The organism is Patescibacteria group bacterium, from assembly GCA_041651355.1.
GTDB lineage: Bacteria > Patescibacteriota > Patescibacteriia > Patescibacteriales > UBA12465 > JAPLVX01.
Genome location: JBAZJK010000001.1, coordinates 218,897 through 240,560 on the forward strand (window position 1 = coordinate 218,897; position 21,664 = coordinate 240,560).

Here is a 21,664-nt window from a genome sequence, read left to right on the forward strand (position 1 = left end):
CTAAGATTAAGATGTTATGAGGAAATCAGTAACATCTTTTTTAATATTATCCAGCTTGGTTTTAAGCGGCGTCTTTTTTCGTAGCACCTACCTGACTCAAGCAGCTGACCCCAAGGATCCTTACTATTTCTATCAATGGTATCTGCCTAAGATCGGCGCGGAGTTAGCTTGGGACAAGATTAGCGCCAGTCCGAATATCACTATCGCTGTGATTGACTCCGGGGTGCAGATTGACCATCCTGATTTGAAAGATAATATCTGGCTCAATACTCGAGAAATTCCTGGCAATGGCTTAGATGATGACAAGAATGGTTTTATCGACGATACCCAGGGTTGGGATTTTATTGAAAATAAAGCTGATCCCCGGCCTAAATTCAGTCCCGGGTGGACGGAATCAGGCATATCCCACGGTACTATTATCGCTGGTATTATCGCTGCCGTCGGTCAGAATCAGCAAGGAGTGGCCGGCGTGACTTGGAGGGCTAAGCTGATGCCGCTTCGAGTCTTAGATGACCGCGGTGAAGGCCGCTTGGGTGATGTGGTGAGAGCGGTCGATTACGCGGTGAATAATGGAGCAGATGTAATCAATCTGAGTTTTGTCAGCTTTAATTACAGTGAAGCCTTGCAAGCGGCTATCAGACGCGCCTATCAAGCAGGCGTTATCGTGGTCGCGGCAGCCGGTAATGAACAATCAGCCGGCAGTGGCTATAACACCGACAAGGATCCGATCTATCCGGCTTGCTATGACGGTGAGCACGGGGAAAATATGGTTTTGGGAGTAGCAGCCACCGACGCTTTGGATCAGAAGGCAAAATTTTCCAGTTACGGCTATAATTGCGTCGATATCGCCGCTCCAGGCGTGAGTTTTTTTAGTACCATCACTAAAGGTGGTAACCCTAACGATTCTGATAAGCTCTATGATGGCTTCTGGTCCGGAACCTCGATGGCCGCGCCGATAATTTCCGGCACGATTGCCTTAATGGAGGAAATTAACCCCGATCTGAGTCGACAGGAGATTATCGATATCCTGTTCAATTCCGCTACCGATATCAGCCAGCTTAACCCCGCCTATCCAGGGCAGTTGGGCCACGGCCGGGTTAATGCGGCCCTAGCGGTGGAAGTGGCCAGGGAAAGGCTATTTACTAAATCAGGTAAGATCCTGATTACGCCGGTGAAGAATAATAATAAATTAGCGATTGTTAATAATAACGGAGCAATTTTCAAGGAGCTACCCTTGAATGAGAAGGGCCGGATTTCCTTGATAGCTGGCGACGTCAACGGCGATGGCCAGGATGAGATCATTCTGGCGCCGGGCCAGGGAAGCGAGCCGGTAGTCAAGATATTTAATGCTAACGGCAAGCTGCTCAAGCAGCTTTTGGTGGCTGATAAAAGCTTTCGGGGCGGAATCAGCGTCGCGAGCGGCGATGTCGATGGTGACGGGCAGGACGAGATTGTTACTATTTCAGCCACTAGCGGTTCGAGCCAGCTGAAGATTTTTAATTATCAAGGACAATTAAAGAAGCAGTTTTTCGTCGATAGCAAGAAATATCGGGGAGGATTCAATCTGGCCGTCGGTAATCTAGATGGTGCCGGCAATGCGGAAATCGTGGTCGCTTATGGCGCCGGAGCCAGGCCGATCCTGAAAATCTTTAATTACCAAGGCAAGCTGCAGGGAGAATTCATGCCTTATGATAAGAATTTTAAGGGAGGAATAAAGGTGGCGATTGCTAATATTGATGGCCGCAATAATCATAATAAGCAAGAAATAATCGTGGCCCCTGGGCCAGGAACTTTGCCGATAGTCAAGGTTTATGACAACCATGCCAAGTTGAAGCTAAAATTCGAAGCTTATAACTCTAATTGGCAGGGAGGAGTCAATATCGCTGCTGGGGACTTAAATAGCGACGGCCGGGCGGAAATAATCACAGCCGCTTATCCTGGAGCCGCCCCCCATGTCCGGACTTTTAACAGCAAGGGCGAATTGATTGATTCTTTCTATGCCTATGAAGAGAAATTCAACGGCGGAGTCAATGTCGGCTTTATCAAATTAAATAATTAGCAAATATATGCCTCAAAAAATTATTTTTGACAAGAAAAATGTCCTGGTGGCCGGTGGTGCCGGCTTCATCGGCTCTCATCTGTGTGATGAGCTGATCAAGACCTGCAAAGTGATCTGTATCGACAATTTTTCTTCCAGCAGTGAAAAGAATATCGATCATCTTCTAGCTAATCCGGATTTCGTTTTTATCAACCATGATCTATCCGAACCCTTAGATTTAGAGGCTTTACCAGAGCTTAAAAAATTCAAGATCGAATTCCAGGGCTTGCAAGAGGTATATAATTTAGCCTGTCCGATCTCGCCCCGGCGCTTCCTGGAAAATCGCTTGAATATCCTCCTGGCTAATTCTTTTGTCGTGAAGCATTTGTTAGATTACACTGTTAAATATGAGGCCAAGTTTCTGCAGTTTTCCTCCTCGGTAGTCTATGGCAATCGCCAAACTAGCCAGAATCTTCAGGTAAAAGAAGAGGATTTAGGGCTTGTGGATAACCTATCGGAACGCAGCGCCTACGACGAAGGCGAACGTTTTGCCGAGACTATGGTCTTTAACTATCGCCAGATTTACGGGATAGATGCCAAGATAGTCAGGGTATTTCGGACATACGGGCCTCGGATGGAGCTTAATGATGACCAGATGATTCCCGATATGGTCCTTAATGCTCTTAACAACCAGGATCTAGTCATTTTCGGCGGTCCGGAATTTTCTTCTTCTTTCTGCTATATCGACGATATTATCGACGGTGCTCTTAAAGTCATGAATTCTGCGCTTAATGGCCCGATTAACCTCGGCTCTGATGTCGATATAAAATTAGCGGACCTAGCGGCCATGATTATTGCCGCCGCCGGTTCGCAATCTAAAATCGTTCACGCTGAAACTAAGTTATTTATGAGCGAGTTGCTCTTGCCGGATATCCACAAGGCTAGGAACGAATTGAACTGGATGCCGGTGGTGACTTTGGAAAATGGTATCAAAAAAACCGTGTTTGCTCTTAGAGCCAATACCCAGCTTAGAGGCCTAGATGGCTAGAATTTACCTGAAATTATGAAAAAGCTTCTTATTTTCAGTCTCTTTATCTCGCTTTTTATCACTAGCGCCTGCGCTTCGCCAAAGCGTGAGAATGTCCAGATTCAGGAGAAAATGAAGGTGAAAGCTTTTTTTAGTAATAATACATTAGACCCGGAGATCAGTTGCCAAAAGGTTTTCCCGGTGGAGCGGGAGGTGGCTAAGACCCCAGCCGTTGCTAGAGTTGCCTTGTCAGAGCTGCTAGCTGGGGTGACGCCAGCGGAAAAAGAAGCCGGTTTCTTCACCAGCCTTAACCCCGAGATCAAGATCCAGTCCCTAACTATTGAGAACGGAGTAGCTCGGGTGGATTTTAGCAAGCAACTTGAGGCAGGGGTGGGTGGCTCTTGCCGCGTGTCAGCGATCCGCGCGCAAATCATTTCTACCCTCAAACAATTTCCTAGCGTAGAAGAAGTTATCATTTCTATCGACGGGCGCAGCGAAGATATCCTCCAGCCCTAAAGTCCTTGTGTCACTTTTTAAAAAGTTGTATAATATAGATAATTAAAAAATAAAGATAAAATAAATCTTTTTTATCTTATTATTAAGGGGGAACTATGCCTCATTGTTTACAGTTAATTACCAAAATAGACCTAATGTCACTTAGTAGTTTTTAAGGACGCCCACAGGCGTTTTTTATTTATATATTTAAAATAAAAATTATTTAAAACTTAATCATTAATTTAATTTCTGTTCTTAAAAAGTCGAAATTTAAGAATAGGCCAAAGTTATTTTAGTGGTTTGTAAAAATTATGAAAAAAATATTTAACGACAAAGTCTGGGGAAAACTTTTTTTCTCGGTTTTGTTTGTTGCTTTAATAGCCGGCTTCGGCCTTTATGCGCCGGCGGCTAATGCCGCTAGTAGCTATACCGTCACCGAAACCACGGCTACAGTGGGAACAGCCACTAATCTGGAAATTGAATATACGGTCGATTCTGGCGTCCAAACCTGGGCTGATGGCGATACCTTGACCATCACCTTGCCTAATAATTTCCCGATTTGGAGCTCTATGACGATGTCTGCTGAGTACGATACTGATACTACTAATAATGGCGTAGGTGAAACTCCAATCGCTCAAGGAGCGGGCAATGGCGAATATAGCCATGATGGCCAGAGAGTTTTGACCATAAAATGGAATGTTACTGGCTGGGGAGCAGTTGTTGATGATGCTTCAACTATCCGTATTTTAGTCACAGCTGATGCTGTTCCGATGTATGAAGATGCTACCTCTACTTTCACTTTTGGTGGAACGACTGCAGCTGGCGGCGATACTAATCCTAGCAGCACGGATGACGTTAACGTTTCCGCGGCTGATCCTAACGCTAGTATTGACGTGAGCGCGATTGATACTGTAGGTGAAACTGGCAATGTAGTCGCTACTTTTGATATCGATTATCCTTTAGTTAATAATGACCAAGTGTGGATAACTTTTCCCGCTAATTACGATGTTTCCGGAGCCACCTATGTTTCCGATACTTTTACTGGTGATTTTGACACCTGCGCTGTTGCTGGCCAGACAGTCAAATGCGATGCTAATGGCGGTATTGCCTCTCAAGGAAGCGGCACGATAACTATTAGCGGTATTAAGGCCAAATATGAAGCGGCTGCAAGCACCTATACCACCGCTTTATATGATGTTTCCGCTACTTCCAATATTTCTTCGGCTTCTGATGATGCGATTGGTGCGACTTATGCCGCTACTAGCTTTACCGGATCAGGTATAAACGCTTCTGAAGTTACTTTGGTGGGCGACACTGCCGGTCAAGTTATTTTTGCCATAACTTTTCCAGTAGCTTTGGCTGCCGGCGATACCATCAAAATAACTTTCCCTGATAATTATGATGTTTCTGGTTTAACCCAAGCCGCTGGCCAGAATTACAATTTAGATCAAGATGTCACCGTAGCCGTGGCGGGGCAGGTAGTTACCTTGACTTTATCAGGGGCTCAAACGGCAGGAACTGGAGAAATTATTAATTTTGAAGCTAATAAGATTTTGGCTAAATATGCCGCTACCGGGCAAACCGCGTCCATTCTTATTGAGAAATCTACGGGGCAAGATGTTTTGGCCGCTTCAACTGATGCCGGCGTGACTGATACTATCGAAAACACCACAGCTGCTGATCCAGTTTCTAGCATTAATGTCACCGCTATTTCTGAATATAACAAGACTGGCAATACTGTTGTGTCTTTTACCATCCCATATGCTTTAGCTAATGATGATGAACTAAGACTAACTTTGCCAGCTAGCTATAATGTCGCTAGCGCTGCTTACGTTTCTGATACTTTTACCGGAAGTTTTGATGCTTGTACAGCAGCAGGACAAACAATAACCTGTACCGCTAATGGTGCTATGACCGCTGAAACGGCAACGGTTACTATTTCTGGCATCAGAGCTGCTTCTAACACCCCAGCCGATGCTTCAACTTATACGACAACTCTGTATGATATTTCGGCTAGTGCTATAATTGCTACCGCTAATGATGACGCCATCGCGGCCACCACTGCTGACGCTACCGCTCCAACATTAGACACTGGTAATGTGATTGCTAATAATAGTCCAGCCGCAGATACTATCACTCTTCAGTTTAGCGAAAACATGGATGAAACTACTGCAGAAAATGTAGCTAACTATATCGTTACTAATAATGGCGGGTCTATAACCTATAATATCGCTACCGCCGTCTTAACTAATGACACTGTTGTCTTAACTCTGGCCACTGTTAATCCGGCTGACCCAACTACTTTCATGACCAGCACGGATGTAGCGGCTCACATTAAAGTTACTCCGAGCGTAAATATTAAGGACGCTAATGGCGTGGCCTATGGCGGTTTGCAGATTACAGAAAGCGGGGGATCTTTAGTTGATGCTACTGCCCCAACTTTAGCCGCTGGTTCCATCATTGTTAATAATCAGAATCAGCCGAATACGATAACTTTAACTTTCAGCGAGCCAATGGATCATACTCAGGCAGAAACCGTTGGTAATTACTTAGTACAAAGCAATGATTTGGGTATAACTTATGGCATCGCTTCCGCCGCCCAAGATCTTGGCGGAACCGTTATTACCTTAACTTTGAATGCTGTTAACCCCGCTGATAATACTACTTTTATCACTAATGCCGACGCTACGGCGGGGATTAAGGTGACTCCTAATGCTAACCTAGAAGATGTTTCAGGTTTCAATTATGCTGCTGGATTAGTATTAGCAACTGAAGACGGTTTCCAGGATATCACTCCTCCGACTTTACCGGCCGCCAATATCGATGTTAATAACTCCGTCTCTCCTAACACTATAACCTTGCAGTTTAGTGAAAAACTTAATAAAACTACAGCCGAAGATATTACCCACTATACTGTGACTAATAATGCGGCTGGAATTTCCTATACTATTGCCAGTGCCGCTCTAACCAATGATACCGTTGTTTTAACTTTAGCGGCTTTTGACAAGGATGATCCTCAGACCTATATAACTAATGCTGCTATTGCCGGTCATATCAAGGTTACACCATCAACCCACATCTTGGATGTAGTTGGCACTGCTTATGCTGGCGCTTTAGTAACTGAAGCTGGTGGTTCTCATACTTTACACTCTAGCGTTCCGACCGTGACGGTTGGCGGCACTTCAGTTGATAAAGCTGGTGACACCATCACCCTTACTTTTAATGAAGAAATGGACACTAGCACTATTACTAATGCCATCGTACAAGCTGATACTAATGTTACTCTTGATTATTCTGACGATGCCGGTAATACCAACCAGGCTAATATTCCTTTGACTAACGCCACCGTTTCCTGGAATGCCGCTAAATTGGTGGCCACTATTACCCTTAATGAAGCTACTGATTCCGCCTATATCCCCGACGGCAAGTTCTTAGGAGCAACTTTATCAGGCGTAACTGATATCTACGGTATCGCTGAAGCCGGCTCAGAAGTTTACTCCGGTGCTGGTATTGCCAAGGAAGCCACTGTCCCGACGATCGTGGTGACCGCCAATTCAGTTAATGCTGGCGGTGATACTATTACTATTACATCTGATGAAGTTCTATCATCGACTGCCACTACGATTGGTAATTGGACTGTCCAATACGATGATAATGGCGCCGGCCTTAACATCCAGACCGTTACTCTAGCTAATGCTGTGGCAACGATTAATGCCGCTAAGACCGTGGTTACCATCACTCTTGATGAAGTCACTGATGGCGCTTCTATTCCTAGCAGCAAATATGTTAAGGTAACTCCGAATGCTACTAATATCAAAGATTTAGTGGGTAATAATGGGGTAGCCGCTGATTATACTGCTGCTGGCGTTAGCTCTGAATCAACCGCTCCGACAATTTCCGCTACTTCCGTAGCTGACGGAGCCACTGGCGTGGCGGTTAACCCAACGATTTCCGTTACTTTCAGCGAAGCTTTAAGCCCGGCAACTGTAAACAGCAATACTGTTAAGCTGTATACTGATGTTGGTAATAATAATGCAGTTAATATTGGTACTGACACTGAAGTTCCAGTTACTATCAGCTTAGAGAACAATGGCGCTTCTACTAAAATCTATATCACCCCCAATTCTAATCTAAGCAATTCCGGTAATTATATCTATCGTATCTCAACCGGCGTTAAGGATTTATCTGGTAATGCTTTAGCTGCTAACGCTGATTACGACTTTACCACCGTCGCTCAATCCAATGGTTCCTTGGCGGTTACCAGCATTTCTACCACTCGTTCCTATGCCACCGCTGATGATACTTGGGGCAATGGTTGGGCTTGGACTTTCAATATTACCGTTCCAACTTCAGAAACTAGTTTCCGGATGAAATTTTCTAACTGGATTAGCGGTAGTAACACAATAGCGGCTGCTAACAATATCCGCTTCTATTCTGCTCAAGCTTCAGCTAATGCGGATGCGGACAACGCCCGCTTGATTACGGCGGCTGCTACCAATAGCGATGCGATCATTTTGGATGGTGATTTAGATGCTAATACAGCTGGTCGTCAGATCCAAGTGACTGTTGAAGCTAAGGTCCCAGCCGGATCTTCTGGTGGATCATATTCCACTTCTTACGGAGTTACTTCAAATTTACCATCATAATTGTTAGATAGTTGATTTTCCGGGGAAAGAATATTTTCTTTCCCCGATTAAGTCAATTATTAGTTTCGTTTATTTTTAATAAAAGATAAAAATATGAGAAAAAAGATTGTCAGCTTATCCCTGTTGGTCCTGTTGCTATTATTCGGAGTTTATTCCTTAAAGGTTAATGCTTCTACGGTCACAGGAGATTTAAACACCGGCTTAAATAGTAATTCTGGCAACATGGACGGCATCGTTATCGCCGCTCCCACTCCATCTCCGGCGGCCGGAACCTATACGAGCGCGCAAAATGTGACTTTAACAGCGGCCGGTTCGACGGCGATTTGCTACACCATCGATGGCTCTACTCCGGGCTGTACCAATGCTACCTCTTGCAGCGCCGGTAGCTTATATTCCGGGGCAATTTCCGTCTCATCTTCCAAAACCATTAAGAGTCTAGCTTGCTATAATAATAATTCTGCTGGCCCAGTTGCTACTAGCGCCTATACTATCAATATCTCTTCTGGCGGCGGCGGAGGCGGCGGAGGTGGTAACACCACCTACTGCTCAGCCGTAACTTATTCTGCTTGGGGAACTTGCGTAGGTAGCCAGCAATATCGTAGCGTTGTCTCCCAAACACCTAGTGGCTGCACTCTAACCACCACCCAGCAGATCGCTTTACAGCAGGCTTGCACGGCAGCGACTTCCACTCCGCCGGTTAATGAACCAGTTACTCCAGAAACGCCAGTGACGCCCCCCTCATCCGATATTATTAACGATATTTTAGATGAAGCGGGAATCGTCAGTTCTGGTAATCCGGACGATTTACTGGGCCACCTCAATAACACCCGGGATGAGAGCCGCGAAGGTATCGGTGCGACTAAGTATGGCAAGATTTTATCTCTTGATAAGAAACTAACTCGTGATGAATTGGATGCTATCGTCCGTTTCATTGTCTACGGTACCCGTACCACCCAGATTTTAGGGGAAGGGGAAAGAGCTGGGGTTATCAATTCCTATTTCCAGGCCTATTCCAAACTTCCGAATACTGAGGAAGAGTGGGCCGATGTCATTAAGATCGCTAACGGCCGGTGGCCGGTAGAACGAAGTACTAAGGCGGAAAACCAAGCTAAGTTAGAATTCCGCAAGGTCTATGCCCGTAATGCCAACTTAAGCAATAATATTGATGAGAACGCGATCATGGTAATCGCCTATGGCCTATTACCATCCCAGCGCAATCTAAACAGCGAAAAGGTGGCCATCAAGACTTTCAAATGGGTCTATGGGCATAATCCGGTCAGCGCTTTAGCTTGGAATGTCGTTCGCGCGATCGCCTATAGCGGTGCTACCAGATAATTAATTTAAAGATTAAAAATAAAGGACTGCTCTATCGCAGTCCTTTTGTTATAAAAAAGAATCCGCTTTGTTTAGCGGATTCGAGGCATAGGATCTTCTTATTTTAACTTAGCCATGATAATAGGCAGGAAGCTTTCAGTTTCGTCCGGTCTTTCGGCTTGTGGTGGGTAGTTGTCAGGATCGATGATGCGATCCAGAATCTGGTGGATTTCTTTGAAGATGCGGTTGTATTCGCTGGGATCAGCGATGTTTTTCAGCTCAGATTCAAAAACCTGCAAGCTGGTTAAAAAATAGTGGGCTTCCAGGCGGTCGGAAGAACCGATTTTTTCTGCTAATTTTAGCAGACAATGAAGCATGATGACACAGTAGTTCTCATCAGCTTGGCATTTCCGGATGTATTTAGCGGATTTGCTAAAAAACTTTGCTGTTTTAGCCATGTTAATGGGTTTATATCAGGTTGGTGATTTCAAGGAGCAATAAACCAGTATAACTATTTTATTTATTTTAGTCAAGGATATAGGAATTTAAAAAACTTTTAACCGTTATATGAATCCAGATATTTAAAAAATTATGAACTTTTATGGAGTCGGAGGGTCGGCGCTAATCCTCATCGTAACGAAACTTGAAGTTTCGCCCCGCAGTAGAGCCTTTCTGCATTTCAACCCCGTAAGAGTTCATAATCTATTTTAGAGTAGCAGATTTTTTTGGCAAAATCAAGCTCGGGTATTTAAATCTTTAATAATCCTTACTAACTCTGCCTGCTTACCTGGTTGGAACAGAATATCTTGGCTAGTCGTCAGCTCAGGAATGCCGCCGATACTAGAGGCGATGACTGTTAGGCCGATCTGCTTGGCTTCATAGATGACACTCGGAGAGTTTTCATAGACTAGAGAGGGAACCACCAGATAGTCGCTATTTCGCATCAGTTCCTTTACCTTTTCTTCTTTGTAGGGGAAGAATACGATATCGGCCCTATTTTTTACCATCTCTTTAAGATGCTTTTCTTCCTGTCCGTCGCCGATAATTATTAGCTCTCCTTTTTTATCTGCTTCCAGCCAGGCTTTAATGAGTAGCTCTAGGCCTTTGTGCTTTTCTAATTGGCCGACATAAAGGAATCTTTGCTTGTCTTGATTAATATCTTTTTTTTCTCTTGGGGTTTGGTTAAGAGGAAAGTTCGGTCTTACTATCTTTTCCGATTTTCTGAAGAAACCGCGCTGACTATGGATTTCAATTAGCCACCTAGAAGGTGAAACTATTTTATCTGCCCCTTGAAAAAGATAACGAGTAATTACTTGGTATATCTTGGCGCCCAGGGAATCGATAATCTTTTCTTGGCCGAAGTACATCAAGCCGCTAGGGTGGAGAAGCTGGATGTCGTGTAGATAATGTTCATGTTTTATCCCTAATTTTTTTATCAGCCTAGGAATTTGATAGCCTAGACCCATTAGGTTATGGCTAATGGCTAGATCAGGTTTTTCTTTTTTGAGGATTTTTTTGATTTGATAGTATTTATGGAGATTAAATAAGTTTATCATTTGCCAAAATAGGCGAAAGGCATAGCTATATTTGTGCAGTTCAGGAAAAAGGGAATTAAGCTCGTAGATGCTATATCGAATATTTATGGCTTTTTCTTGGCCCTTAGCTTTCGTGGCCACAAAAAAAACCTCGTGGCCCTGATCAGTCAGGTCTTGGGCCATTTTTTGGGCGACTTTTTCCGCGCCGCCGCGCTGATAGAGGCTATTTAAAATGGCGATTTTCATAAATATATTAATCAAACAACCCAAGTATCTGGTTGGCCATTAATCTAAGGTCATACTTATTCTCGGCTAATTTCCGAGCGGCTCGGCTCATATTTTCCCTTTGTTTTTCATCACTTAAGATCATCTGAATTTTATTTTGTAAATCAGAAATATCCCCTGGTTCTATCAGATAGCCTTCTTGCTTATCAGAGAAGACGCTCCTTACGCCCGGCAGATTAGAAGCAATAACTGGCGTGCCACAGGCTAGAGCTTCGATTAGGACCAAGCCGAAGGCTTCGTTTCTGTTAATCGAAGGCAGGACTAAAACCGCCGCGCCTTGGAAGGCTTTGATCAAATCATGTCCTCCCAGTTTGCCCAAGAACTTAACCTTATCTCTGATTCCTAATTCTGAAGCTAATTGTTCATATTGGGGCCGCAGTTCGCCCTCACCGCAGATTTTAAGGATGAATCTGTCATCTTTGAGACGGCTGAAAGCGGTAATCAGCTTATCCACCCCTTTGAAATAATGGGCTCGATCTAAGCCGCCAACGAAGAGGACGCTGAGCTGATGATGGTTGATAAAATTATCACTGACGAATTTGATGATATTCCGGCTGGCGGCGATCAGTGGGTTTTCCGGTTCGCTTTTTAGGATATCGGGCTTGAATTTTTCCAGATCAACGCCGAAAGGGATTTCTCGGAATTTTTCTGGATACTTCTGATATATATCTTTTATCGAACTGTTTTTCAGGTAATCAAAACTGGAGCAGATTATCTTATCCGCTTTTTTAAACAGGGAAGAGCGCAGGAGCTTAGCCGGCCCGGCCGCTATTTTAAGGAGGGGCGAGTCGAAATCAACGTCCATGTGATAGTGGATTATCAGTTTAGTTTTTTTGTTGAAAATCTTAAAGAGCCAGACCAATTCGCTGGCACCGAAGAAAGGATAGTGCAGATAGATATAATCAAAACGCCCCAGTTGGCTAAGGAGCTGGGGTGAAAAAGCGCTATGGCCGTAACGGAGCCAGGGTTTTAGATTGTCGGGATAGAAATTGGCTAGCTCGTACCGGCTGGAAATAATTTGTCCGATTTGGAAAGCGCTATTGCCGATGCCGCCAGCATATGGCGGCCAAGCGCAGACCAACTGGGCGATTTTCATAGTTTATTATCCTGAGCTTTTTCCCGGACCAAGGTCGCCAGGTTGTTTTCTAGCTTGGCAAGCTTGAGACGGAGGCGGAAAAGCAGGTAGAAGAGGGTAATGACTGCCAGGTAGATTAAGAAGTTAATGCCTGAGCCGGAAAATCCTAGATTATTAACCAAGCGGTCGATCGGCTTGATGAAAACGATGGCCAGACCGGCGATAATCCAAAAAATAAGCCAGAGAGCCAATTCATTCTTAGAGATACTATCTTGCCGCCTTTGTTTGAGCAGGCGGCCGATGAAGAAAACAATGATTACTAAGGCGAGTATTTGTTGCCACATATTTTTATTTGATGATTTTTTGGATAATCAGGTCTTTGATGATTCGTAATCCGCCGGAAAAATTTTGCCCGAATTCATGATAGGTGACGGTAATCGGCACTTCCTTGACTCTCAGCTTATGGCGGAAGGTCTCGACGATATATTCGCTACAATGAGCTTTGCCGTTTTGCCTGATCTTTATAGTCTGTGCCGCTTGGCGGCTCAAAGCCCGGAAACCGCTTTGCGGGTCGCTGAGGTTTACGCCTAAGAGCCGGTTGACGAAGCGGGCGAGCGGGATGATGATATTTTTTTTAACGAAAGGCAGATTGGATTTCTTACCCAAGAAGCGGGAGCCGAAGACCACATCCGCTTCATTGTTAATGATGGGAGCGATTACTTCCGGGATTTCAGATGCGGCGAACTGGTCGTCGGCATCAAAGTGGACGATAATATCGGCCCCTAATTTCAGGGCATAGCTGGTGCCGGTCTGCAGGGCGCCGCCTTGGTCGAGGTTGACGCTATGGCGCAAGACTTTAACTCCGCTGCTTTTGGCGATATTATAGGTTTGATCTTTAGAACAATCGTCAACGATGACAATGTCGTCTACCAAGGGCTTGACCTTGTCTATGACCCTAAGGATCCGTTCGGCTTCATTATAGGCCGGAATGACGCAGATTACTTTCATAGCTATAGTTTTAGCATTTCTTCCACTGATATTAATCCGTTTTTCAATTTTAGTAAAGCGTCTGCCAGCAGGGATTTTTTGTAATCCGGGCCGACCAGCTCGAACAGGGCGACCCTTAAGTCGTTGTCTGGATTTTGGCAGTGGCGGCAACCGCGGGTCTCATAGACGAACTTCGGCAGGTGGGGACCGATCTGTTTATATTTATGGCTTAATAAGCTGATATCAGAGGCGTTAAGACTTCGCTTGTATAAGCATTTAGGGCAATTCCTTTTGACCAGTCTTTGGCTGATGATCAGTTTTAAGTTTTCCTTAATTAGGCGGGCTGAACCGTGTTCTTTAAGCTCTTTAGCGACGTTAGCCGCTCTTTCCGCCTTCAGGCCGGCGAGGACTAAGCGGCCGCTGTGAGCCGCCTGGAGGGCTAGCGGCCAGATTTCCGGCTGGGATACTTCCATCAGGGCGATTACCTCAGAATCGTGGCGCAATAGGCGTTCCAGGGTTTTTTGGTAGTTCGCCTTATTGGCTTGCTTGATCAGCATCTGGTTGATTCCTTTGATCTTTAACTCCAAAAAATTTTCTAAAGTATAAATATTCAAGTGTTCAGCATTTAAGTGGTTGAGCAGGGAGTATAGGCTTTGGGATAAGCCCTGGTTGAAGGGAGCACTGACGATAATCAGGCCGGAGCGAGCTTTGAGGGTTTTTTTAATGAAGTTCAGGTCGGCCTTTTCTAAACCTAGACCGGTCAAGGGGCGGAGCTGCGGTTTCTTGTTGATGAAGTTGATGATTATTCTTTGGTTCTCGCCCTCCTTGATGGCGGTGATATAGAAAGTCCATTCCTTATCTCGATGCCTGATCTTATAGTATTTATTAATCCCCAGGGTCTTGCCAGACAGGCTCATGATTTCTTGGAGGTCGGCTAAAAGGGCGGCTTGCCGTTTAGGCGATAAGCGCCACTCGTGCTTGTTCAAACCGAGCTCGTCTCCGGAGATGATAGTCCCATCCGGTCCGGATTCAATTATCAGATTCTTCAATCCCTGCCAATTAGCATAATGACAGAGATGCTTGATAATTTTCGCCTGCATGTTCTTGGGTTCAAGCCGGTCTAAACGCAAAATAGGCCCTTAAACCTGGCTTGAGAATTTTTTTATATATTAGTCAATCTATCTTGATTATAGCATTATTTTATATTATGTTGAAATGTGTTAGAATTAAGGAGTAAAGAATAATTTTATGTTATATTTTTCTAAAGTCTATAATTATCTGGCTGATTTTAGGGTTAATTTCAAGAAGTCTTTCAAGCTGGTTTTCGCTCCGAAGATCTTCAAGCTTTATCTGATCTTAACTCTGGTTTGGCAGATACTAGCTTGGTATATTTCCGTCTATGTCTACCGTAACCTGAGCGGCCGTTTATTAATCCTCCATTATAACGTCGACTTCGGCACCGACCTGATTGGCGCTCCGATTCGCGTTTTTGGCGGGCCCTTGTTTGCTTTATTGATATTTCTAGTTAACGCCGTCTTCGCTCTGAGCTTAAATCGTCGCCAGGCGGCTTCGTTTCTAAACCATCTACTAATCGCCGGGGCCATGGTTTTAAATCTTTTTGTCCTAATCGCCCTCTTTACTATCTATCTAAGTAATTTCCGCTAACCGATTATCTTTTATGTTGGAATTTAATCTGATAAAAATCCTTTTATTATCTACGGTGGCCTTTATCTTCGCTATGCTGGTGACGCCTATTCTGGCTCATTTTTTATATAAGTATAAATTGGGCAAGAAGATCAGGAATAATGGCTCGACTCCGATATTTTCCAAGCTTCATGCCCATAAGACCGGCACGCCGACTATGGGCGGAGTCTTGATCTGGGGGACGGTCCTGATCTTTGCTTTGTTATTTTCCTTCTTGCCCAAGATAATCCCTGGCGATTTTTTCCAGCATCTTAACTTTCTTTCCCGAGCGGAGACCCTCCTGCCTTTAGGGGCTTTGGTAATCAGCGCCTTAATCGGTTTGTTCGACGATTGGCTTGATGTCAGAGGTAAAGGGGTTTTGGGCGGCGGCGGCTTAAAATTAAGACATCGGCTCTTGATTTATACTCTGATTGCCATCGCGGGCGCTCTTTGGTTTTATTTCAAATTAGATTGGACGGTTTTCCATGTGCCGTTTTTAGGGAACTTCGAAATCGGTGCTTGGTATATCCCGATTTTCATTTTTATCATTGTGGCTACCTCTTTTTCCGTTAATGAGACGGACGGCTTGGACGGTTTAGCCGGCGGTACCTTGCTTTTGGCCTTTGCCGCTTATGGCATCATCGCTTTTTCCTTGGGCCGTTATGATTTAGCCACTTTCTGCGGCGTCATTATCGGCGCCCTTTTAGCCTTCTTATGGTTCAATATCCCGCCCGCCCGTTTTTATATGGGGGATACCGGAGCGATGAGTCTGGGGGTCACCCTAGGCATAATCGCGATGCTCACCAATAATGCTTTGCTCCTGGTCTTTATCGGCGCCATCTTCTTGGTTGAATCCGCTTCGGTGATTATCCAGACCCTGTCTAAGCGTTTGCGCCACAAGAAAGTTTTCCTATCGTCGCCTATCCATCATCATTTTCAAGCCATGGGTTGGCCAGAATCCAAGATTGTCATGCGTTTTTGGGTCCTGTCCGGATTAGGCGTGGCTTTAGCTTTGATTATATTTTTATTGGATAAGCAGTTTTAAATAATGTTTAAGAAACTTAGAAAGCAATTTTCCACCAAAGGCCGCCGTGAAGTCGACAAAAACTTAATGGTCGCCGTTTTTATTTTGCTGATTTTTGGCCTAGTCATGCTATCAAGCGTGTCTTCAGTCGCCTCTTACGCCAAGTATGGCAATGCCTATCATTTTTTGTTCAAGCAGGTCATAGCCGTCCTGATCGGTCTCGGCCTCTTTTTTATTTTTTCCCGTTTGGATTACCATATCTGGCGCAAATATGCCGTGATGGCTCTCTTGGCTTCTTTATTTCTTCTTCTGCTGGTTTTTATCCCCGGTATCCGTTCAGAGAGCGGTACGGCTCGGAGCTGGATTAACATTTTCGGCTTTTCTTTCCAGCCGGCTGAGTTAGTGAAGCTGACTTTTTTAGTCTATCTAGCGACTTGGCTAGAAGCTAAAAAGGGACAGCTGAGCAGTTTTGAGGGCGGTTTTTTCCCCTTTATCGTTATTATGGGGGTTATCAGCGTTTTAATGATGGCTCAGCCTGATTTCGGCACCTTGTTTATTATCGCCTTTACTTCGATGGTCGTCTTTTTTGTGGGCGGAGCCAAGTTCAGCCATATTGTTATCATTCTGCTCTTGGCGGCGCTAATGATATTTTTAATGTTGAGCCTCAAATCTTCCTATCGCGATGACCGTTTCAAATGCCTTAAGGATCCTGGTTATAGCCCGCAGGATAAATGCTATCAAATCAACCAATCTTTGATTGCCGTCGGTTCGGGTGGCTGGTTAGGCCGAGGTTTGGGCCAGAGCCGGCAGAAATTTCTCTACCTGCCGGAGGTTTGGAGCGATGCTATCTTTCCGATCATTGCCGAGGAGATCGGTTTCATCTTCTGTGTTCTCTTAATCCTGTTATTCTTCTTTATCTTCTATCGCGGCCTCATGATTGCGCGCGGAGCACCGGATGCTTTCGGTCGTTTACTGGCAACCGGTGTCGTGTCCTGGCTAGCGGTTCAGACTTTTTTAAATATCGGCGGCATGATTAATCTGATACCTATGACCGGCGTGCCTTTGCCTTTCATTTCGGCCGGCGGCACGGCCGTCTTATCAGCTTTAATCGGCATTGGCCTGCTTGCTAGCATCAGTCGCCAGGCTAAGCTTTAGTCTATGTCTTTAAATGCAATAAAACCAAAGATAATCCTCTCGGGTGGCGGCACCATGGGTTCGGTTACGCCGCTTCTGATCCTGGCTGATGACCTTAAAGAGCGTTATGACTTTATTTTTGTCGGCACGACCAGCGGGGTGGAAAGGGAAATAGTCTCCAAGATAGCCTATCTGAAATACCAGCCGATCTTGAGCGGGAAGTGGCGGCGCTATTTTTCTTTTGCCAATCTTTGGGATCTTTTCAAGGTCATATTAGCTTTCTGTCAGTCGCTTTTTATCTTGTTCAAACTCAAACCAGCTTTGGTTATAAGCGCCGGTGCCTATGTCTCCGTGCCTTTGGCTTGGGCGGCCTATTTCTTGAAGATTCCGGTTTTGATCCATCAGCAAGATGTCCGGCCCGGCTTAGCTAACCGCTTGATGGCGCGGACTGCCCGGGTGATTACCACGGTTTTTGAAAAGTCGGTTCAGGATTATGGCACGAAAGCGGTCTGGGTGGGCAACCCGATTCGAAACTTGGATTTGGAAAGCGCCCAGCAGGTCATCAAAGCCTTCCAGATTAAAGATAACCGCCCCCTGCTCTTGGCTTTAGGCGGCGGCACCGGTTCCCAGTCCTTGAACCAATTGCTTGCAAACAGTTTAGAGGAGCTTACCTCATTCTGTCAGGTCATCCACATTACCGGGGCTAACAAGCAGCTAGTCCAATCGCTGTCTGATAATTATCAGTCATATGAATTCTTGCCTCACGAGAAGCTTTTAGCTTTGTTGTCTCGGGCTGATTTAGTTTTGTCTCGAGCCGGTTTAGGGGTACTGACGGAATTATCCAGTTTAGGCAAGCCGACCTTGCTCATGCCGATGCCTGCTTCCCATCAGGACGATAATGCTGATTATTTCGCTGAGCGCCAGGCCGCCCTGGTGTTAAGAGGTGAAGATTTGCGGCCGGAGCATCTGGTGGATAAAGTCAGACAGCTTCTATCTAACCATGAGCTCAGGGAGAACTTGAGCTATAATATCAAACGCGTTTTGCCGTCCGGAGCCAATGAGTCTTTGCGGCTCATCATTATCGGCTTGGCGGAAAATTCTCAGGGTAAATAAGATGATTAGGAAACAGAAAAAAAATAAATATTATTTCATCGGCATCAAGGGCGTGGGCATGACTATGTTAGCCCAGTTTTTGCATCAGTCCGGCCAAGAAATTATCGGTTCGGATGTAGCCGAGACTTTTTTGACCGATCGGGTGTTGAAAAAAGAAAAAATTAAAGTATTCAGCCCCTTTAATATTAAGAATATTCCGGCCGCCCCAGATGTCATTGTCCATTCTTCCGCTTTTACGCCTAAGAATAATCCAGAATTGGCATTCATTGCGCAAAATCGGGAGCGATTTAAGTCCTCTAGGCTCTTGAGCTATGCTGAAGCCCTGGGAGAAATATTCAGCCAGCATCGCGGCTTGGCGGTCTGCGGCAGCCATGGCAAGACGACGACTTCGGCTTGGTTGGGCTATGTCTTATGGCGTTCTGGTTTGGGCCCCAAGGTTTTAGTCGGTTCTCGGGTGCCGCAATTTCATGATAGCAGCGCCCTCTTCGGCGCTAGTCGTTATTTTGTTGCCGAGGTCGATGAGTATCAGAATAAGCTCCAGTATTTTTTTCCTTATGGCGTGATTTTGAATAATATTGAATATGATCATCCGGATTTTTTTAAGACGGAAGCCGACTATGTCCGAGTTTTTGCTGATTTTATCAAGAAGATTCCTAAACCGGGATTCTTGGTGGCCAATGAGGATGATAAGCAGATCAGGAAGATTAAGACTAAGAATCCTGGCCGCTATTTCCCCTATCGCTTGAAAGAGGTGAAGGATGTCCGCTATCAGCGCGGTCTGACCAGTTTCAAGTTCCGGTCTTGGGGTGAATTTAGGATCCGTCTCCAGGGTGAACATAACATCTCTAACGCCTTAGCGGTTATTTTAAGCGCGCGGGTCTTGGGCGTGCCTTTGGTTAAGATTAAAAAATATCTGCTCGAGTTTAAAGGGACGGCGCGACGAGCCGAAGTCCTAGGGAAATATAGGGGGGCTTTGATTATTGATGATTATGCCCATCACCCGACAGAGATTAAAGCGACTTTAAAAGCTTTGAGGAATGCCTATCCTCGTCAAAATATCATCACCCTTTTTCATCCCCACACCTATACCCGGACCAAGGCTCTGTTTCGAGATTTTGCCGAGAGTTTCCGGGATAGCGATGAACTCTTTATTTTAGACATCTATGGTTCAGCGCGGGAGAAGCAGGGAGGAGTTTCTAGCCAGCAGTTAGCGCGAGCGGTCAGGTCTTTCAATCGCCAGAACGGTATTGAGCAAAAAGTTGGGAATATTCCCCAACTCGAAGAAGCGATTAGTTATTTTAAGAACCAGCTCGGATCGGGCGACCTCTTAGTCCTAATGGGCGCCGGTGATGTCTTCCGGGTGGGGGAGGGTTTGATAAAAGCTAAAGTTTAGCATCTCGTTTTTCTTATTTTAATAGGCCATCTTTTGGCTTTTTTGATTATTTTATTTTTTTTGTAACGTTTAATAATTTTGTTCGTATACTATAGTGTCTTGATATGTCAGATAAACCGAAGCTAAAATTAAATGATTTCACGGCGAAATTCTGGAATCTAATGAAGCCTTTTCACGGGATGATGGGGCGGGTTTTTATTTTGACCTTTATTTTTGAAATCTTGGGTCTGGTTTCTCCTTATATCGTCAAGCTGATCATTGATGCTTTGACTAATTTTTCCGTGGCTGAATTATCTAAGTTGATTAGCCTGCTGCTTATTTTCTTTATCGCCGAACAAGCTAATTCTTTCAGCTATTATGTCCGTGATCGTCAGCTCTTCCGCCTCTTGATCGACATCGAATATCATTTGCCGATCCAGGCTCAGGGGAAACTAATGAACCTGAGCCTCGGTTATCACGAGACGGAAAATACTGGTAATAAGATAATTAAGACCGAGCGGGGGCTCAATAAGATCATCGATCTGATCGGCAACGTTTTTTGGGAAGTCCTGCCAACTTTACTTCAGTTGGTCTTGACCTTAGCCGTCCTAATTTTCGTGGATTATCGCTTAGCCCTGTCTTTCATCTTTTTCGTCCCCCTGTTTATCATCATTACCTATCGTTCCAATACCGTCCTCTATCCTTTGCGCAAACAGCGCCACAAGGAATATGAAGAAGCTTCAGGTAAAATGGGACAGTCGATCATGAATATTAACGCTGTCCAATCCTTCGTCCAGGAGAGAAGGGAAATCAAAGAATTCGGCAAGATAAAAATGGGTATCCGTATCAAGGAACTGAAGGAGTGGTTCCGTTTGCTCAAATTTGGCTTAGGTCGGAATCTGATTATCGATTTGGGACGGGTAGCGATAATATTCTTAGGCATCTATCTAGTTATCCAGAAAGAAATAAGCCTAGGTAGTTTGGTTTTTATTTTCACTCTGTCAGAAAAAGCTTATTTTTCCCTCTATCGCCTCTCCCGCTTCTATGACCGCCTGTCGGAGGGCGCCGAAGGCATTAATCGTTTTGCCGATCTCTTAGGAAGAGAAAATACGGTTAAGAACAAGGCTGATGGCTATCGTCCTAAGAATCTGGCCGGCCGGATCGATTTTGAAAAGGTTGATTTTTCCTATCGGCCTGACAGCCCCTTGGCCCTTAGAAAAGTCAATTTGAATATTAAAGCCGGGGCGGTGACCGCCCTGGTCGGACCCTCAGGCGGCGGCAAGACTACGATCGCCAAGCTGATCTATCGCCATTACGACCCCAGTAGCGGTGCGGTTAAGATCGATGATCGCGATGTTCGTGATTATGATCTATTCAGTTTGCGCCAATTTCTAGCTATCGTGCCCCAAGAGGTGGAGATCTTTGATTTGAGCGTCCGGGATAATATTGCCTATGCTAAGCCTCGTGCCAGCTTTAAAGAAATCCAGGCGGCGGCTCGAATCGCTAATGCCGAGGAGTTTATCTTGAAACTGGATAAAGGTTATGATTCTTTAGTCGGTGAGCGCGGCATTAAGCTGTCAGGCGGACAGCGCCAGCGTTTGGGCATCGCCCGAGCCATCCTGGCTAATCCGCGGATCCTGATTTTTGATGAAGCCACTTCTAATTTGGATAGCCAGAGCGAACGCTTGATCCAGGCGGCCATCGAAAAGATCCGCAAAGACAGGACTCTTATTATCATTGCTCACCGTTTAAGTACGATCAAGAAAGCTGATCAGATCATTGTCTTGGAAAACGGCCAGATAAAAGAGCAGGGCAGTCATTTGGAGCTATCACGTTTGGACGGCGGCCTTTATAAGAAATTGATCAAGTTGCAGTCGATGGGCGAGCTTGATTGATAAAAGCTTAATATTAATTATGAAAAAAGCTATCCTGAGTG

Annotated in this window: 17 protein-coding genes; 11 read left to right on the top strand and 6 right to left on the bottom strand. The window is 45.0% G+C overall.

Features of this window, described 5'->3' with window-relative positions:
- Nucleotides 1-16 precede the first annotated feature (16 nt).
- The 5 genes from WC441_01080 to WC441_01100 all read left to right on the top strand — a co-directional run bounded on the left by WC441_01080 (nt 17) and on the right by WC441_01100 (nt 9,541).
- On the top strand, nt 17-2,059 hold the full coding sequence (locus tag WC441_01080) for a S8 family serine peptidase (protein MFA5163102.1): 2,043 nt from the start codon (nt 17-19) through the stop codon (nt 2,057-2,059).
- Nucleotides 2,060-2,066: 7 nt separating this feature from the next.
- Nucleotides 2,067-3,086 (top strand): NAD-dependent epimerase/dehydratase family protein, encoded by a 1,020-nt coding sequence (locus WC441_01085; GenBank protein MFA5163103.1) that lies wholly within the window; start codon nt 2,067-2,069, stop codon nt 3,084-3,086.
- Between the two features lie 15 nt (nt 3,087-3,101).
- The gene (locus WC441_01090) at nt 3,102-3,581 is read left to right on the top strand and encodes a GerMN domain-containing protein (GenBank protein ID MFA5163104.1); all 480 of its coding nucleotides are present in this window, start codon (nt 3,102-3,104) and stop codon (nt 3,579-3,581) included.
- A gap of 290 nt (nt 3,582-3,871) precedes the next feature.
- Complete coding sequence (locus tag WC441_01095) at nt 3,872-8,206, top strand: Ig-like domain-containing protein (protein ID MFA5163105.1); 4,335 nt, start codon at nt 3,872-3,874, stop codon at nt 8,204-8,206.
- Nucleotides 8,207-8,299: 93 nt separating this feature from the next.
- Nucleotides 8,300-9,541, top strand: coding sequence for a chitobiase/beta-hexosaminidase C-terminal domain-containing protein (locus WC441_01100; protein ID MFA5163106.1), 1,242 nt, complete (start codon nt 8,300-8,302; stop codon nt 9,539-9,541).
- A 98-nt stretch (nt 9,542-9,639) separates the two neighbouring features.
- Here WC441_01100 and WC441_01105 read toward each other — a convergent pair whose 3' ends face one another.
- The 6 genes from WC441_01105 to WC441_01130 all read right to left on the bottom strand — a co-directional run bounded on the left by WC441_01105 (nt 9,640) and on the right by WC441_01130 (nt 14,502).
- A complete protein-coding gene (locus WC441_01105; protein ID MFA5163107.1) occupies nt 9,640-9,978 on the bottom strand; it encodes a hypothetical protein in 339 nt (112 codons plus the stop codon).
- Between the two features lie 276 nt (nt 9,979-10,254).
- Nucleotides 10,255-11,301 carry a glycosyltransferase gene (locus WC441_01110; GenBank protein MFA5163108.1) on the bottom strand — a complete coding sequence of 349 codons (1,047 nt, stop codon included), beginning with the start codon at nt 11,299-11,301 and terminating at the stop codon, nt 10,255-10,257.
- 7 nt (nt 11,302-11,308) lie between these two features.
- Nucleotides 11,309-12,436, bottom strand: coding sequence for a glycosyltransferase family 4 protein (locus tag WC441_01115; GenBank protein ID MFA5163109.1), 1,128 nt, complete (start codon nt 12,434-12,436; stop codon nt 11,309-11,311).
- Nucleotides 12,433-12,759: a DUF2304 domain-containing protein gene (locus tag WC441_01120; protein ID MFA5163110.1), complete on the bottom strand. Its 327-nt coding sequence runs from the start codon at nt 12,757-12,759 to the stop codon at nt 12,433-12,435. The genes WC441_01115 and WC441_01120 overlap by 4 nt, the downstream gene beginning before the upstream one ends.
- Before the next feature lie 4 nt (nt 12,760-12,763).
- Nucleotides 12,764-13,423: a glycosyltransferase family 2 protein gene (locus tag WC441_01125; GenBank protein ID MFA5163111.1), complete on the bottom strand. Its 660-nt coding sequence runs from the start codon at nt 13,421-13,423 to the stop codon at nt 12,764-12,766.
- A 2-nt stretch (nt 13,424-13,425) separates the two neighbouring features.
- Nucleotides 13,426-14,502 carry an ATPase, T2SS/T4P/T4SS family gene (locus WC441_01130; protein ID MFA5163112.1) on the bottom strand — a complete coding sequence of 359 codons (1,077 nt, stop codon included), beginning with the start codon at nt 14,500-14,502 and terminating at the stop codon, nt 13,426-13,428.
- 148 nt (nt 14,503-14,650) lie between these two features.
- Between WC441_01130 and WC441_01135 the strand changes: the two genes are divergently transcribed.
- The 6 genes from WC441_01135 to WC441_01160 all read left to right on the top strand — a co-directional run bounded on the left by WC441_01135 (nt 14,651) and on the right by WC441_01160 (nt 21,623).
- Complete coding sequence (locus tag WC441_01135) at nt 14,651-15,067, top strand: hypothetical protein (protein MFA5163113.1); 417 nt, start codon at nt 14,651-14,653, stop codon at nt 15,065-15,067.
- Between the two features lie 13 nt (nt 15,068-15,080).
- The gene (mraY, locus tag WC441_01140; protein ID MFA5163114.1) at nt 15,081-16,130 is read left to right on the top strand and encodes a phospho-N-acetylmuramoyl-pentapeptide-transferase; all 1,050 of its coding nucleotides are present in this window, start codon (nt 15,081-15,083) and stop codon (nt 16,128-16,130) included.
- Between the two features lie 3 nt (nt 16,131-16,133).
- Nucleotides 16,134-17,264 carry a putative lipid II flippase FtsW gene (gene ftsW / locus WC441_01145; protein ID MFA5163115.1) on the top strand — a complete coding sequence of 377 codons (1,131 nt, stop codon included), beginning with the start codon at nt 16,134-16,136 and terminating at the stop codon, nt 17,262-17,264.
- 3 nt (nt 17,265-17,267) lie between these two features.
- A complete protein-coding gene (locus WC441_01150; protein MFA5163116.1) occupies nt 17,268-18,356 on the top strand; it encodes a UDP-N-acetylglucosamine--N-acetylmuramyl-(pentapeptide) pyrophosphoryl-undecaprenol N-acetylglucosamine transferase in 1,089 nt (362 codons plus the stop codon).
- Nucleotide 18,357: 1 nt separating this feature from the next.
- Nucleotides 18,358-19,749 (top strand): UDP-N-acetylmuramate--L-alanine ligase, encoded by a 1,392-nt coding sequence (gene murC, locus WC441_01155; GenBank protein ID MFA5163117.1) that lies wholly within the window; start codon nt 18,358-18,360, stop codon nt 19,747-19,749.
- A 104-nt stretch (nt 19,750-19,853) separates the two neighbouring features.
- A complete protein-coding gene (locus tag WC441_01160; protein MFA5163118.1) occupies nt 19,854-21,623 on the top strand; it encodes an ABC transporter ATP-binding protein in 1,770 nt (589 codons plus the stop codon).
- Nucleotides 21,624-21,664 lie beyond the last annotated feature (41 nt).

What these genes read in the sequence shown, in the direction of transcription:
- WC441_01080 (MFA5163102.1), top strand. Translation starts at nt 17, where the DNA reads ATGAGGAAATCAGTAACATCTTTTTTAATATTATCCAGCTTGGTTTTA.
- WC441_01085 (MFA5163103.1), top strand. Translation starts at nt 2,067, where the DNA reads ATGCCTCAAAAAATTATTTTTGACAAGAAAAATGTCCTGGTGGCCGGT.
- WC441_01090 (MFA5163104.1), top strand. Translation starts at nt 3,102, where the DNA reads ATGAAAAAGCTTCTTATTTTCAGTCTCTTTATCTCGCTTTTTATCACT.
- WC441_01095 (MFA5163105.1), top strand. Translation starts at nt 3,872, where the DNA reads ATGAAAAAAATATTTAACGACAAAGTCTGGGGAAAACTTTTTTTCTCG.
- WC441_01100 (MFA5163106.1), top strand. Translation starts at nt 8,300, where the DNA reads ATGAGAAAAAAGATTGTCAGCTTATCCCTGTTGGTCCTGTTGCTATTA.
- WC441_01105 (MFA5163107.1), bottom strand. Translation starts at nt 9,978, where the DNA reads ATGGCTAAAACAGCAAAGTTTTTTAGCAAATCCGCTAAATACATCCGG.
- WC441_01110 (MFA5163108.1), bottom strand. Translation starts at nt 11,301, where the DNA reads ATGAAAATCGCCATTTTAAATAGCCTCTATCAGCGCGGCGGCGCGGAA.
- WC441_01115 (MFA5163109.1), bottom strand. Translation starts at nt 12,436, where the DNA reads ATGAAAATCGCCCAGTTGGTCTGCGCTTGGCCGCCATATGCTGGCGGC.
- WC441_01120 (MFA5163110.1), bottom strand. Translation starts at nt 12,759, where the DNA reads ATGTGGCAACAAATACTCGCCTTAGTAATCATTGTTTTCTTCATCGGC.
- WC441_01125 (MFA5163111.1), bottom strand. Translation starts at nt 13,423, where the DNA reads ATGAAAGTAATCTGCGTCATTCCGGCCTATAATGAAGCCGAACGGATC.
- WC441_01130 (MFA5163112.1), bottom strand. Translation starts at nt 14,502, where the DNA reads ATGCAGGCGAAAATTATCAAGCATCTCTGTCATTATGCTAATTGGCAG.
- WC441_01135 (MFA5163113.1), top strand. Translation starts at nt 14,651, where the DNA reads ATGTTATATTTTTCTAAAGTCTATAATTATCTGGCTGATTTTAGGGTT.
- mraY (MFA5163114.1), top strand. Translation starts at nt 15,081, where the DNA reads ATGTTGGAATTTAATCTGATAAAAATCCTTTTATTATCTACGGTGGCC.
- ftsW (MFA5163115.1), top strand. Translation starts at nt 16,134, where the DNA reads ATGTTTAAGAAACTTAGAAAGCAATTTTCCACCAAAGGCCGCCGTGAA.
- WC441_01150 (MFA5163116.1), top strand. Translation starts at nt 17,268, where the DNA reads ATGTCTTTAAATGCAATAAAACCAAAGATAATCCTCTCGGGTGGCGGC.
- murC (MFA5163117.1), top strand. Translation starts at nt 18,358, where the DNA reads ATGATTAGGAAACAGAAAAAAAATAAATATTATTTCATCGGCATCAAG.
- WC441_01160 (MFA5163118.1), top strand. Translation starts at nt 19,854, where the DNA reads ATGTCAGATAAACCGAAGCTAAAATTAAATGATTTCACGGCGAAATTC.